Here is a 13183-nt window from a genome sequence, read left to right as displayed (position 1 = left end):
TGGGGCTCGCGGCATCCGGTGTCTTCGTGTGAGGGGTCGGCCTCAGTACGCGCGGAGGTACTGCGCGGGGGCGGGGTTGGGTGCCCCCAGGGCCGCCGCGGCGCGCAGAGCGTAGTGCGGGTCGCGCAGCCATTCGCGGGCCGAGAGGATCGCGTCGGCGCGGCCGTCGGCGAGGATCTGCTCGCCGAAGGTCGGGTCGTCGATCATGCCGACGGCGGCGACGAGCAGGCCCGTCTCGCGGCGGACGGTCTCGGCGTAGTCGACCTGATAGCCGGGCCCGGGGACGATGTGCTGGTAGGGCACGAGTCCGCCGCTGGAGACGTCGATGAGGTCGGCGCCCGCGTCGGCGACGAGGCGAGAGGCCGCGACGGTGTCGTCGACGCTCCACCCGCCCTCGGCCGCGTCGGTGGCCGAGAAACGCACGAACAGCGCCGCGTCGGGTGCGGCGGCGCGCACGGCCTCGGTCACGCGCACGAGCAGTCGCACGCGGTTCTCGAACGAGCCGCCCCACTCGTCGTCGCGCTGATTGGTCAGGGGCGAGAGGAACTGGTGCAGCAGGTAGCCGTGGGCGGCGTGCAGCTCGAGCACCTCGAAGCCCGCGGCGACGGCGCGACGGGCCGCGTCGGCGAAGTCGTCGACGACCTTCTCGATGCCGCGCGCGTCGAGGGCGACCGGCTCGGCGAACGCGTCGTAGGCGATCGGCGACGGGGCGACGGTGCTCCAGCCGCCGTCTTCGACGGATACGGTGCCGCGCCCGCCCGTGAGGGGAGAGGTGGTCGAAGCCTTGCGGCCCGCGTGGCCCAGCTGCACCCCGGCCACGGATCCGCGCGCGCGGATCGCCGCCACGATCGGCGACCAGGCGTCGGCCTGCGCGTCGGTCCACAGGCCCGTGTCGTCGGGCGAGATGCGGCCCTCGGGCGACACCGCCGTCGCCTCGGCGATCACGAGGCCGGCTCCGCCGGCGGCGAACTGCGCGAGGTGCACGTGGTGCCAGTCGTTCGGCATTCCGTCGACGGCGCTGTACTGGCACATGGGCGAGACCCACAGGCGGTTGCGCAGCTCGATACCGCGGATCGTGAGAGGAGTGAAGAGGGCGCTCATGGGGGACCTTCGCGTTCTAGGGTGACGCCATGACGGCGATGGAGTTCAGCGGGCGCGATGCCGCCCGGGCACTGCGGAGGCCAACCGCGCACGACGACAAGTATTCCCGCGGAGTGGTGGGCCTGCGCACCGGATCGGCCCGCTATCCGGGTGCCGCGGTGCTCGGTGTCGAGGCCGCGTGGCGCACCGGTACGGGCATGGTCCGCTACCTCGGGCCGCAGCGCGCGCAGGATCTCGTGCTGCAGCGCCGACCCGAGACGGTGACCGCCGACGGGCGCGTGCAGGCGTGGGTGATCGGATCCGGGACGGATGCCGCTGAGCGCGACGCGGCCGAGACGGCGGCCCTGCGCGGCATCCTGAACGGCGATCTGCCGGTCGTGGTCGACGCCGGTGCCCTCGATCTGGTGCCGGCCGCGAGCGCACCCGTGATCGTGACGCCGCACGCCCGCGAGCTCACGCGGCTGCGCGAGGCCCTCGGGCTCGCCTCCGCCGCGATCGGCGACGACGACGAACGGGAGGCGGCGGCCCTCGAGACGGCGGCCGCGTTCGGCGGGGTCGTGCTGCTGAAGGGCGCGGTCACGATCGTCGCCGCGGCCGGGCGCAGCCGACGGGTCAGTGCGGGCACGCCCTGGTTGGCGACCGCCGGCACGGGCGACGTGCTCGGCGGAGTGCTCGGCGCAGTGGTCGCCGGCGCCGTCGCCGACGGGCGCGACGGCCTCGACGATCTGACCCAGTGCGCGGCGGCCGCGGCGTGGCTGCACGGAGCCGCGGGGAGTCGGGCCTCGCAGGACAGCGGAGCCGACGGGGGACCCCTGACCGCGCTCGACGTCGCCGAGGCGCTGCCGCGCGTCGTGGCATCCGTGCTCTCCGACGACCGCGACTGAAGGCCCCGCCGACGGTCCCGCCGGCCGGGCCGCGGGGGCTCGTCGGGGACCGGGGGAGCCGCCCGCTTAGGATGAAGCAGTGTTGAGGCGTGTCGTTCCCCTGTTGATCGCGTTCGTCGCCGTACACGTCGTGGTGGGGATCCTGGGCTACCAGCAGCCCAACGAGCCGATGGGCGACGTGTACCTGGTGTACGAACCGTGGTCGCGCTGCGCCCTGTTCGGCGGCATCGACGTGACCTCGTGCACCCGCAGCGACACCTGGCAGTGGCCCGGGATCACCGAGAAGTGGATCTACCCGCAGCTCGCCTTCCTGCCGATGACCTTCGCGTGGATCTTCGCCTGGTTCACCGGGTACACCCCCGCGTGGGCGATCACCGTGTCGCTGTTCAACCTCGTCGCCTTCGTCATCCTCGTGGGCACGGGCCGCTCGACGGGCCGTGTGCTCGGCGCGTGGTTCTGGCTCGCCGCGATCCTGCTGGTCGGCCCTGTCGGCCTCTACCGTATCGACGGCATCACCGTGCCGTTCGCGATCCTCGGCGGCATCTGGATGCTGCGGCGCCCGTTCCTCGCCTCCGTGCTGCTCTCGGTCGCGGTGTGGATGAAGGTCTGGCCCGCCGCGATCCTCGCCGCCGGTCTCGTCGCCATCCGTCGGCGCCTCGCCCTCGTCTACGGCGCGGTCGCGGTCTCGCTCGTGACGATCGTCGCCGTGGTGGCCCTGGGTGGCGCCCCCTACGTGTTCGGCTTCGTGGGCGATCAGACCACCCGCGGCATCCAGATGGAAGCGCCCGTTGGAGCGGTCTACATGTTCCTCGCGGCCTTCTACGTGCCGGGCAACGAGGTCTACTACGACGGCGACGTGCTGACCTTCCAGGTGACGGGGCCGGGAGCCGAGCCCCTGATCGCCGCGATGACACCGATCATGCTGCTCGTCATGGCGGGGGTCGCCGTGGTCGGCGTCCTGAAGATGCGTCGCGGCGCGACCTTCCTCAGCCTCTTCCCGCCGCTCTCGCTCGCCCTGGTGACGGCGTTCATCGCCCTCAACAAGGTCGGCTCGCCCCAGTACTACGTGTGGCTGTTCGCCCCCGTCGTGCTCGGGCTGATGATCGACCGGCGACGCTGGTACGGCTTCGCCGCGATGACCCTCGTGATCGCCGCTCTCACGCAGTGGATGTACCCGCTCCTGTACGACGGGCTCATGGCCCAGCACCCGAACCCCTTCCCGGTGTTCGTGCTCGAGGCGCGCAACGTGCTCGGCCTCGTGCTGCTGGTGTGGGCGATCGTGCGGGTCGTGCGCGTGCCGGTGGGCCGCGTGCGTCCGCCCGCGGGGCTGCGCGAGATCGTCACGGGTCGCCGGCCCCTCCCGGCGCGCGTTTCCGCGGGACGCTGACGCCCGTCAACCCACGGGTCGCCGCCGCGAGTTTCCGCCGCGCGCTGACCCCGTTCCGCCCGGAGGGTCGCCGCCGTAGGCTCGGAGCATGCTCATCGCCTTCTCCGTCGCCCCCTCCGGCGTCGGCACCCTCGCCGCCGAGAACCCCGACGCCTCGGTACACGACGCCGTCGCCGCCGCGGTCGCCGTGGTGCGGGCGTCGGGACTGCCGCACCGCACGACCGCGATGTTCACCGAGGTCGAGGGGGAGTGGGACGAGGTGTTCGCCGTGGTGAAAGCGGCGACGGATGCCGTGATGCCCTACGGATCGCGCGTGTCGCTCGTGCTCAAGGCCGACATCCGCCCCGGCCGCACCGGCGAGATCGACGGCAAGATCGACCGCCTCGAAGCCGCCCTGGAGCGTCGCGAGGACTGAACTCCGCGGGCGCCACTCCCGGGTCCCGAAACGATTCGACCCGCGCCGCCGTCACGGCTAGCATCGCCTGGTGACCTCTTCGACGACCTCGAGAGGTGCGGCGATGCGGGCGCTCCTCTCTCTCGCCATCGGCAGCTTCGGCATCGGCATGACCGAATTCGTGGTGATGGGCCTGCTGCCCAACATCGGCCGCGACCTGCTGCCCACCGCCTACGCGGCGTCGCCCGACGACGCGATCGCGCAGGCCGGGTGGCTCATCTCGCTCTACGCGCTCGGCGTGGTGGTCGGCGCCCCCACCATCGCGGGCTCGGTCGCGCGCTTCCCGCGCCACCGCGTGATGATCGTGCTGGCCGCGGCGCTCGCCTTCTTCACCCTGCTGACCGTGATCGCCCCGACGTTCGAGCTGGTCGCGGCATCCCGCTTCCTCGCCGGACTCCCGCACGGGGCGTACTTCGGCATCGGAGCCCTCGTCGCCGCCGACGTGCTCGGCCCCGGCAACCGTGCCAAGGGCGTGGCCTTCGTGCTCACGGGCCTCACGATCGCGAACGTGGTGGGCGTGCCGCTGGGCACCCTGCTCGGCCAGCAGGTCGGATGGCGCGCCGCCTTCGCGGTGGTCGCGGGCATCTTCGCCCTCGCGACGGTGTGCATCGCGTTCTTCGTGCCGAAGCACCCCGGAACCCCCGGACGACGCCTGCGCGACGAGATGCGGGTGTTCCGCATCGGACAGGTGTGGTTCGCCCTCGGCATCGGCGCGGTCGGCTTCGGCGGATTCTTCGCCATGTACAGCTACATCGCGCCCATGATCACCGACGTCGCCGAACAACCCGAGTGGGCGGTGTCGGTCGTGCTCGTCATCGTCGGGATCGGCATGACCATCGGCAACATCGTCGGAGGCGCCCTCGCCGACAAAGACCTGCGGTTCTGGCTCTTCGTCGGGCTGATCGCCCTGGGCGTGGCATCCGTCGGTCTCGCCCTGACGGCCGGCTGGATCGTGAGCCTGGTGCTGTTCGCCTTCCTCGTGGCGTTCTGCGGCTCCGCTCTCAGCCCGTCGATCCAGACGCGGCTCATGGACGTCGCCGAGGACAACCAGTCGATCGCCGCGGCCCTCAATCACTCGGCGCTGAACATCGGCAACAGCCTCGGCGCGTTCCTCGGCGGCCTCGCGATCGCCGCGGGTCTGGGGCTCGTGGCCCCCGCGTGGGTCGGCGCCGTGCTCGCGATCGGCGGACTCGCCGTGGCGTTCGTCGCCTACCGCGTCGAAGACCGCAGCGGCCGGCACCCCTCGCACCGGGTGCCGGCCGCCGAAGCCGCGCAGACCGCCATCACCGGTTCCATCCCGACGCAGCGCTGACGCGGGCGGGAGCGCGCTCGCGGGTCGACCGGACTCGCGGATGCCGCGGGCTCACGGCATCCGCGAATGCTCAGCTCGCGAAGAGGCGGCGGAGGTGCGTCGCCACCGCGGCGGTCTCGATGAGGAAGCCGTCGTGGCCGAAGTCGCTCGACAGCACGACCGCCGCGTCGCCGTCCAGGGTGTTCCGGATGCCGCGGGCGATGCGGTGCTGGCCGTCGATGGGGAACAGGCGGTCGCTGTCGATCCCGAGCACCAGCGTGGTCGCGGTGACGCGGCCGAGCGCGTCGTCGACGCCGTCGCGATCGCGGCCGACGTCGTGCGAGTTCATCGCCTCGACGAGGGTCAGGTAGCTGTTCGCGTCGAACCGGCGGGTGAACTTGTTGCCGTGGAAGTCGAGGTACGACTCCACCGCGAAGCGTCCGCCGCGCCCCAGCGGGCTGACCCCCGACTGCCACGAGCGCTGGAAGCGCGAATTGAGCTCGGTGGGGCTGCGGTAGTTGAGCAGCGCCATGCGGCGCGCGAGCGCGAGACCACGGTGGGGGCCGTCGCCGTCGCCGGCGTCGTAGTACTCGCCGCCGGCGAAGCGGGGGTCCATGCGCACGGTGTCCATCTGCACGGAGTTCAGCGCGATCTGGTCGGCCGTCGTGATCGGCGGGGCGGAGAGGATCGCGGCGCGCTCGACGCGGTCGGGGTGACCGACGGCCCACTCGATCGCGTGCATGCCGCCCATCGAGCCGCCGACCACGGCGTGCCAGCTGCCGATGCCGAGCTGGTCGGCCAGCAGTGCCTGCGCTGACACCTGGTCGCGGATGGTCAGGTAGGGGAAGCGGGAGGCCCACTCGTACCCGTCGGGGGCGATGCTCGCAGGGCCCGTCGAGCCCTGGCATCCGCCCAGCATGTTGGGGGCCACCACGAAGAAGCGGTCGGTGTCGATCGCGGCCCCCGGGCCCACGAGGTCGCTCCACCACCCGGCGGTGGCGTGTCCGGGTCCGGCCGCTCCGCGCACGTGGCTGTCGCCGGTGAGGGCGTGCAGGATGAGCACGGCGTTGTCGCGCGTGGGCGAGAGCTCGCCCCAGGTCTCGTAGGCGAGACGGATGCCGGGGAGCGTGCCCCCCGTCTCGGTGCGGAATTCGCCGAACGAGGCGAAGCGGCGGTCGCCGACGGGGTCGCCGTCGCGCCAGGCTCCGGTCGCGGGGGGCCGGCCGAGGAGGGAGCGGGCGTCCGCCTCCGTCACCGGGGCCGAGGGCACCGTGTCTTCGGAGATCTGCCAGTCCATGGCATCCATTCTCTCCGGTGTCGGAGGGGTCGACCGGACTGTTACGGTTCCCCACCACGGCGACGGGGGTTGTCAAGAACCCGTCTTCTCCCGGGTGCGGTTGTCATGATCCCGCCATGGCGAACTTCCTCCTCATCGCGGCCTCGAGCGACATCGGTCAGGCGACGGCGAAACGACTGCAGGGCGCGGGACACCGCGTCGTGACCACCGCGCGGGATTCCTCGCGGATCGAACCCGATTTCACCCTGGATGCCACCGACTTCGACGCCGTCGACCGGGTCGTCGGCGAGGCGGGCGAGCTCGACGGCATCGCGGTGTTCGCGGGCTCGATGCTGCTCAAGCCGGCGCACCTGACCTCGCGCGAGCAGTATGACGAGCTCATCGCGGCCTCGCTCACCACGGCGTTCGCCGCCGTCCGCGCCGCGGGCTCGCACATGCGCGACGGGGGAGCGGTGGTGCTGGTGTCGTCGGCGGCGGCCCTCGCGGGTCTTCCGAACCACGACGGCATCGCCGCCGCGAAAGCCGGGGTCATTGGCCTGACGCTCTCGGCCGCCGCGAGCTACGCCGCGCACGGGCTGCGCGTGAACGCCGTGGCCCCGGGCCTCGTGCAGACGCGGTTGACCGAGAAGCTCACCTCGAGCGACATGTCGCGCAAGGTGTCGGAGGCCATGCACCCGCTCGGTCGCCTCGGCGAGCCCGACGACGTCGCACGCGCCGTGGAGTTCCTGCTCGCGCCCGAGAACGCGTGGATGACCGGCCAGGTGCTCGGCGTGGACGGGGGTCTGGGCAGCCTGCGGCCGCGGCAGAAGGTGTGACCACCGCCGCGTGAGGGGTCGGTTTCTGTCGCCTCGAACGCGGCTGGGCGACACATTCTGACCCCTCACGCGCGTGGGTACGCGCGCGTGCGGCTCGGGCGCGGGTGACTCAGGCGCGGGCGGCCTCGGACAGGCGACGCGCGGCGGCGAGGGCCTGGTCGAGGTCGGCCTTGAGGTCGTCGATGTTCTCGAGCCCCACCGACAGGCGCACCAGGCCCGGGGTCACACCGGCGGTGAGCTGCTGCTCGGGCGTGAGCTGGGAGTGCGTGGTCGATGCCGGGTGGATGACCAGCGAGCGCACGTCGCCGATGTTGGCGAGGTGGCTGAACAGGCTCAGCGAGTTCACGAACTCGCGGCCCGCCTGCACGCCGCCCTTCAGCTCGAACGACAGCACCGCTCCGACGCCCTTGGGGGCGTAGTTGTTGGCCGCGGCGTACCAGGGCGAGGTCGGCAGGCCCGAGTAGTTCACGGTCGCGACGTCGGGGTGCGACTCGAGCCACTCCGCGATCTCCTGCGCGTTCTGCACGTGGCGCTCGATGCGCAGCGACAGGGTCTCGATGCCCTGGATCAGCTGCCACGCGCTCTGCGGGGCGATCGAGGCGCCGAGGTCGCGCAGCAGCTGCACGCGCGCCTTGATGATGTAGGCGAGGCCGTCGCCGACCGCCTGGGTGTAGACCGCGCCGTGGTACGAGGGGTCGGGGGTCGTGAGGCCCGGGAAGCGGTCGGAGTGCTCCGACCACGCGAAGGTGCCGCCGTCGACGATGACGCCGCCGATCGTGGTGCCGTGCCCGCCGAGGAACTTGGTCGCCGAGTGGACGATGATGTCGGCGCCGTGCTCGAAGGGGCGGATGAGGTACGGGGTCGCGATCGTGTTGTCGACGATGAGCGGCACGCCGGCCTCGTGCGCGATGTCGGCGACCGAGCGGATGTCGAGCACGTTGATCTTGGGGTTGCCGATGGTCTCGGCGAAGAACAGCTTGGTGTTCGGGCGCACCGCCGCGCGCCACTCCTCGGGGTCGTCCTGGTTCTCGACGAAGGTCGTCTCGATGCCGAGCTTGGCGAGGGTGTACTTGAAGAGGTTGTAGGTGCCGCCGTAGATCGAGCTCGACGAGACGATGTGGTCGCCCGCCTGCGCGATGTTGAGCACGGCGAAGGTCTCGGCCGCCTGGCCGCTGGCGACGAGGAGGGCGCCGGTGCCGCCCTCGAGGCCCGCGACGCGCTGCTCGACGACGTCTTGCGTGGGGTTCTGGATGCGCGTGTAGATGTTGCCGAACTCGGCCAGCGCGAACAGGTTCGCGGCGTGGTCGGCGTTGTCGAACACGTACGAGGTGGTCTGGTAGATCGGGGTGGCGCGGGCCTTGGTCACCGGGTCGGGCTGAGCGCCCGTGTGGATCTGCTTGGTCTCGAAACGCCAGTTCTCGGGTGCCGACATGACTGCTCCTCAGCTTCTGGAGGCCGGGCGGTCGCCATGGCCTGCTGCGAGCGTAGGGATGACCTCCGACACCGACAAGCGCCCCGGACACAGGCCGTAACAGCGCCCCGCGCGATGCGGACGGCGGTGTCGGAGGAGGGCGCTAGCGTGGATGCCATGACGCGACGTGCAGTGGTGACCGGGGCCAGTTCGGGAATCGGAGAGGCGACCGCACGCCTGCTCCGCGAGCGCGGATGGGAGGTCGTGGGCGTCGCCCGTCGGGCCGAGCGTCTCGACGCGCTCGCGGCCGAGACCGGCATCGTGGCTCACGCGGCCGACCTCACCGACGCCGACGCCGTCGCCTCGCTCGCGGCGTGGCTCGACGAGACGGGCGGCGTCGACGCCCTCGTGCACGTCGCCGGCGGCGCGCGCGGCAGCGACCGCATCGAAGACGGCGCGGCCGACGACTGGCGCTGGATGTTCGAGGCGAACGTGCTCTCGAGCCAGCGACTGACCGCCGCCCTCCTCCCGCAGCTGCGCCGCGCGGCCGACGACGAGGGCCACGCCGACCTGCTCTTCGTCACCTCGACGGCTGCGCAGACGGCCTACCCCGGCGGCGGCGGGTACAACGCCGCGAAGGCCGGTGAGGCGATGCTCGTGCACGCGCTGCGTCAGGAGCTCAACGGCGAACCCCTCCGCGTGATCGAGATCGCCCCGGGCATGGTGCGCACCGAGGAGTTCACGCTCAACCGCCTCGGCGGAGACAAGGACGCCGCCGACAAGCTCTACGAGGGCGTCGAGGCGCCCCTGTCGGCCCATGACGTGGCCGACGTGATCGCCTACGCGCTCGACGCGCCGGGCCACGTCAACCTCGACCTGGTCACGGTGCGTCCCGTCGCGCAGTCGGCGCAGCACCTGCTGGCGCGGGGCCCGCTGAAGACCCGCTGACCGCTCGCCGTTCGGGGGCGGATGCCGCGGGCTCAGGCCACGTCGCCGCGGGCTGCGGTGGCTGCGACCTGGGCTTCGGCGGCATCCGCGAACGCCACCTTCGGCACGAAGAACAGCAGCACCGCGGCCAGCACGCCTCCCGCGCTGCAGATGACCCACACCGCGACGTACCCCGCGAAGGGGGCGGCCGCGCCCAGCGCTGTGCCCGCGCCGCCGGCCAGCACCACGCCGAAGATCGCCGACGACATGGTGCCGCCGATGGTCTTGGTGGTGTTCGTCGTCGCCGAGGCGACGCCGGTCTGCCCGCGCGGTGCGGCCGCGGCCGCGGCGGCGGGCATCGCGGCGACGAGCGCACCGGCGCCGATCCCGGCGATCGACAGGCTGGCGAGGAATTGCCACAGCTCGTCGTGCAGCGGCAGGAGGAGCGCATACCCGATGCCGACGAGAGCGGCTGCACCGATGAGCACGACGCGGGGGCTGGCTCGGCGGGAGGTGACGGTGAACAGCACCGCCCCGACGATCAGCGAGAGCAGGTAGGCGCCGACGACGTTCGATCGCTGCGTTGCGTCGAGTCCGAGTCCGTAGCCGAGGGAAGGGTCGGTGCCGGCATACGTGACGAGCGGCCCCTGGGCGCCGAGCAGGCTGATGCCGACGAGGAAGGAGGTGGCTTGCACGGGCCACATCTCGGGGCGTCGGAGCATGCGGATGTCGATCGCGGGATCGCGTTGCCGCAGCTCGAACCGCACGAAGACGATGCCCAGGATCACGCCGACGATCAGCAGCCCGACGATGACGACGGGGCCGGGGCCGGCGGGAAGGCGGACGAACGAGAGGGCGCCCGTGATGAACAGCAGGGCCCCGGCGAGGATGACGAACCCGCGCACGTCGAGTCGACGCTCCCCGACCACACGCTCGGATTCCGGCACGCCCAGCCAGATGGCGAGACAGACGAGGGTGACGACGACGGGCGGGATGATCAGCGACAGCTTCAGGTCGCCCCCGGTGGCGGCGAAGACACGACCGGCGATGAGCGCCCCGACGATGCCGCCGAGCTGAAGCCCGACGACCAGGAGGCCCGCGGCGCGGCGGGTCTGCGAGACTCCTCGTTCCTGCCGTCGACCGCGATCGAAGATCAACGCGATCTCCAGGGGCAGCCACACGATGTACAGCCCCTGGAACGCCCACGCGACGAGGAAGGTCGCGAACGAGTCGGCGAACACCAGCGCCCAACTCGCCGCCGCCGTGGCGATCGCGGAGAAGAGCAGGATCCGCTTGTGTCCGAACATGTCGCCGAGCTTGGCGAGCACGGGCAGCACGAGAGCTCCCAGCAGCAGCTGCGCCGCCTCGAACCAGTTGACGTCGGCGTCGCGGATGCCGAGGTGCGTCACGATGTCGGGCAGCAGGGGGATGTAGAAACCCTGAAGGATCCCGCTGGCGAGCTCCACCAGCACGAACCAACCGATCAAGCCCGCGGTCACGCCCAGCGCGGACGACCGCACCCGTGAGACCGCGCCGGAAGCGCGCGACATGGCGCGAGAGTAGCACCGCCCGGCGACGGCGTCGGACGCCGTGCGGAGGGGTCTCGACGGGGCTCTAAAGTGAGCGGAGACGACGAGAGGGGCCCGCGTGGCTGAGGAACGCGAACGGTTGAGTTGGGACGAGTTCGGTGCCGCCACGAGAGACATCTCGCGCGCGATCGTCGCGGACGGGTTCGAGCCCGAGGTGGTGGTCGCCATCGCACGCGGCGGACTCCTCCCGGGAGGCGCGATCGCCTACGGCCTCGGCGCGAAGAACTGCGGAGCGCTGAACGTGGAGTTCTACACCGGTGTCGGCACCGTGCTCGACGCCCCGGAGGTGCTCCCGCCCGCCCTCGATCTGACCTACCTCTCCGGCCGGCGCGTACTGCTCGTCGACGATGTCGCCGACAGCGGCCGCACACTCGATCTTGCCGTCAAGCTGCTGAACCGTCACGGGGCGGACGTCCGCTCCGCGGTGATCTACACCAAGCCCACGACGATCATCGCGCCCGATTTCTCGTGGCGAGACACCTCGCTGTGGATCGAATTCCCCTGGTCGCACCTCGGCTCCGTGCGGGAGGAAGACGCGGCGTGAGCGCCAAGACGCTGACCGAGTTGGCGGATGCCGGTCTGATCGATCGCTCGTGGGTGCAGCCCCTCGAACCCGTGGCCGCCGACATCGCCGCGCTCGGCGAGAGGCTCCGCTCGGAGGGCGCGCCGTATCTTCCGGCCGGCGACCTCGTGCTGCGCGCGTTCCGCACGCCGCTCGAGGCGGTGCGCGTGCTCATCGTGGGTCAGGACCCGTATCCCACGCCCGGGCACCCCATCGGCCTGTCGTTCGCGGTCGATCCGCACGTGCGTCCGCTGCCGCGCAGCCTGTCGAACATCTACCGCGAGCTCTCCGACGATCTCGGGATCGCCCCCGCCGCGCACGGCGACCTCTCGGCCTGGTCGGCGCAGGGGGTCATGCTGCTGAACCGCGTGCTCACCGTGGCGCCCGGCGCCCCGGCCTCGCATCGCGGCTGGGGGTGGGAGCGCGTGACCGAGCACGCGATCCGCTGCCTCGTCGCGCGCGACGCCCCGCTCGTGGCAGTGCTGTGGGGCAAGGACGCCCAGGGGCTCGCGCCCTTGCTCGGCGACACCGCGATCGTCTCGTCTCCGCATCCCTCGCCGCTGTCGGCCAGCCGCGGCTTCTTCGGCTCCCGTCCCTTCTCGCGCGTCAACGCGCTGCTGGAGGAGCAGGGTGCCGACCCGGTCGACTGGCGGATTCCGGCGTGAGCGGCGCTGCGACGCCCTGATCGGAGCGAGCGGATGCCGCGGGCCGCGACCGACTCGTCGGGTCGGGGTCCCGGCATCCGGCCTCGTCGCCGCACGCGCGACGTCATACGCGTGAAACGGCGACGCCCGTAGAGTGGCGGGGTGCTGGAAGAGGAGTACGAGAAGAGCCGTCGCCGTCTGCCGGCGCACCTGCGCAAGACGCCCGCGCCCGAGCGTCCGTTCTCGTACGAGATCCGTCCGGCCGCTCCCGCCGACATCCCCGACATCCGCGAGATCTACAACTACTACGTGCGCAACTCCGTGGTGACCTTCGACGAGAAGGCGTGGTCGATCGCGAAGTGGCGCGACAAGTACGCCACGCTCGACAAGCTCGGGTTGCCGTTCCTCGTGGCGCAGTCGCCGAGCGGACAGATCCTGGGGTACGCCCTCGTGCAGCCGTGGCAGTCCAAGTCGGCGTACCGCTACACGGTCGAGAACTCGATCTACCTCGGTCAGGCGGCCGCGGGCAAGGGGCTCGGTCGCGCGTTGCTCGAGGCGTTGCTGGCGGCCTGCCAGGAGCTCGGCATCCGCGAGATGGTCGCCGCGATCAGCGACAAGGGCGCCGACGCCTCGATCGCCCTGCACGAGAAGCTCGGCTTCACCGAGGTCGGACGCATGGGACGCGTCGGCTTCAAGTTCGGGCGCTGGCTGGGCGTGGTGTACCTGCAGAAGAGCATCCCGTCGAAAAAGAAGCCCCGTCGGCGGTTGTTCGGCTGACGCGCTTCGCAGCCGCGCGCGAGGTGGCTGAGCCTGTCGACGCC

At 71.7% G+C, this 13183-nt stretch carries 13 protein-coding genes; 9 read left to right on the top strand and 4 right to left on the bottom strand.

What is annotated here, in order from left to right:
• Positions 1–42: 42 nt before the first annotated feature.
• Positions 43–1101 (bottom strand): NADH:flavin oxidoreductase/NADH oxidase, encoded by a 1059-nt coding sequence (locus tag RWH43_RS01155; RefSeq protein ID WP_316000452.1) that lies wholly within the window; start codon positions 1099–1101, stop codon positions 43–45.
• A 29-nt stretch (positions 1102–1130) separates the two neighbouring features.
• Here RWH43_RS01155 and RWH43_RS01150 point away from each other — a divergent pair, with 29 nt between their 5' ends.
• The 4 genes from RWH43_RS01150 to RWH43_RS01135 all read left to right on the top strand — a co-directional run bounded on the left by RWH43_RS01150 (position 1131) and on the right by RWH43_RS01135 (position 5138).
• Positions 1131–1985: an ADP-dependent NAD(P)H-hydrate dehydratase gene (locus RWH43_RS01150; protein WP_316000451.1), complete on the top strand. Its 855-nt coding sequence runs from the start codon at positions 1131–1133 to the stop codon at positions 1983–1985.
• A 79-nt stretch (positions 1986–2064) separates the two neighbouring features.
• Positions 2065–3372 (top strand): hypothetical protein, encoded by a 1308-nt coding sequence (locus tag RWH43_RS01145; protein WP_316000450.1) that lies wholly within the window; start codon positions 2065–2067, stop codon positions 3370–3372.
• A gap of 88 nt (positions 3373–3460) precedes the next feature.
• Positions 3461–3787: a thiamine-binding protein gene (locus RWH43_RS01140; protein ID WP_316000449.1), complete on the top strand. Its 327-nt coding sequence runs from the start codon at positions 3461–3463 to the stop codon at positions 3785–3787.
• Between the two features lie 103 nt (positions 3788–3890).
• Positions 3891–5138, top strand: coding sequence for an MFS transporter (locus RWH43_RS01135; protein WP_285837407.1), 1248 nt, complete (start codon positions 3891–3893; stop codon positions 5136–5138).
• Between the two features lie 70 nt (positions 5139–5208).
• Here RWH43_RS01135 and metX read toward each other — a convergent pair whose 3' ends face one another.
• Positions 5209–6414, bottom strand: a complete 1206-nt coding sequence (gene metX / locus RWH43_RS01130) for a homoserine O-acetyltransferase MetX (RefSeq protein WP_251504384.1) — start codon at positions 6412–6414, stop codon at positions 5209–5211.
• Between the two features lie 116 nt (positions 6415–6530).
• Here metX and RWH43_RS01125 point away from each other — a divergent pair, with 116 nt between their 5' ends.
• Complete coding sequence (locus tag RWH43_RS01125) at positions 6531–7229, top strand: SDR family NAD(P)-dependent oxidoreductase (RefSeq protein WP_251504383.1); 699 nt, start codon at positions 6531–6533, stop codon at positions 7227–7229.
• A 109-nt stretch (positions 7230–7338) separates the two neighbouring features.
• Here the strand turns inward: RWH43_RS01125 and RWH43_RS01120 are convergent, their stop codons facing one another.
• A complete protein-coding gene (locus RWH43_RS01120; protein WP_251504379.1) occupies positions 7339–8661 on the bottom strand; it encodes a bifunctional o-acetylhomoserine/o-acetylserine sulfhydrylase in 1323 nt (440 codons plus the stop codon).
• A gap of 156 nt (positions 8662–8817) precedes the next feature.
• Between RWH43_RS01120 and RWH43_RS01115 the strand changes: the two genes are divergently transcribed.
• Entirely contained in the window at positions 8818–9588 is a 771-nt protein-coding gene (locus RWH43_RS01115; RefSeq protein ID WP_316000448.1) for an SDR family oxidoreductase, read from the top strand.
• 32 nt (positions 9589–9620) lie between these two features.
• Here the strand turns inward: RWH43_RS01115 and RWH43_RS01110 are convergent, their stop codons facing one another.
• The gene (locus RWH43_RS01110) at positions 9621–11117 is read right to left on the bottom strand and encodes an MFS transporter (protein ID WP_316000447.1); all 1497 of its coding nucleotides are present in this window, start codon (positions 11115–11117) and stop codon (positions 9621–9623) included.
• Positions 11118–11214: 97 nt separating this feature from the next.
• Here RWH43_RS01110 and RWH43_RS01105 point away from each other — a divergent pair, with 97 nt between their 5' ends.
• The 3 genes from RWH43_RS01105 (at position 11215) to RWH43_RS01095 (ending at position 13139) form a co-directional block, all read left to right on the top strand.
• Positions 11215–11700, top strand: coding sequence for a phosphoribosyltransferase (locus RWH43_RS01105; RefSeq protein ID WP_251504366.1), 486 nt, complete (start codon positions 11215–11217; stop codon positions 11698–11700).
• Positions 11697–12383, top strand: coding sequence for a uracil-DNA glycosylase (locus tag RWH43_RS01100; RefSeq protein ID WP_316000446.1), 687 nt, complete (start codon positions 11697–11699; stop codon positions 12381–12383). Before RWH43_RS01105 ends, RWH43_RS01100 begins: the two co-directional genes overlap by 4 nt.
• A gap of 141 nt (positions 12384–12524) precedes the next feature.
• The gene (locus RWH43_RS01095; protein WP_316000445.1) at positions 12525–13139 is read left to right on the top strand and encodes a GNAT family N-acetyltransferase; all 615 of its coding nucleotides are present in this window, start codon (positions 12525–12527) and stop codon (positions 13137–13139) included.
• Positions 13140–13183 lie beyond the last annotated feature (44 nt).

The sequence above is a fragment of the Microbacterium algihabitans genome (assembly GCF_032464975.1).
Classification (GTDB): Bacteria; Actinomycetota; Actinomycetes; order Actinomycetales; family Microbacteriaceae; genus Microbacterium; species Microbacterium algihabitans.
Note: the sequence above shows the minus strand (reverse complement) of the source record. Positions and strands in the feature narration are given on the sequence as shown.

What these genes read in the sequence shown, in the direction of transcription:
- RWH43_RS01110 (WP_316000447.1), bottom strand. Translation starts at nt 11,117, where the DNA reads ATGTCGCGCGCTTCCGGCGCGGTCTCACGGGTGCGGTCGTCCGCGCTG.
- RWH43_RS01155 (WP_316000452.1), bottom strand. Translation starts at nt 1,101, where the DNA reads ATGAGCGCCCTCTTCACTCCTCTCACGATCCGCGGTATCGAGCTGCGC.
- RWH43_RS01150 (WP_316000451.1), top strand. Translation starts at nt 1,131, where the DNA reads ATGACGGCGATGGAGTTCAGCGGGCGCGATGCCGCCCGGGCACTGCGG.
- RWH43_RS01135 (WP_285837407.1), top strand. Translation starts at nt 3,891, where the DNA reads ATGCGGGCGCTCCTCTCTCTCGCCATCGGCAGCTTCGGCATCGGCATG.
- RWH43_RS01115 (WP_316000448.1), top strand. Translation starts at nt 8,818, where the DNA reads ATGACGCGACGTGCAGTGGTGACCGGGGCCAGTTCGGGAATCGGAGAG.
- RWH43_RS01125 (WP_251504383.1), top strand. Translation starts at nt 6,531, where the DNA reads ATGGCGAACTTCCTCCTCATCGCGGCCTCGAGCGACATCGGTCAGGCG.
- RWH43_RS01120 (WP_251504379.1), bottom strand. Translation starts at nt 8,661, where the DNA reads ATGTCGGCACCCGAGAACTGGCGTTTCGAGACCAAGCAGATCCACACG.
- metX (WP_251504384.1), bottom strand. Translation starts at nt 6,414, where the DNA reads ATGGACTGGCAGATCTCCGAAGACACGGTGCCCTCGGCCCCGGTGACG.
- RWH43_RS01140 (WP_316000449.1), top strand. Translation starts at nt 3,461, where the DNA reads ATGCTCATCGCCTTCTCCGTCGCCCCCTCCGGCGTCGGCACCCTCGCC.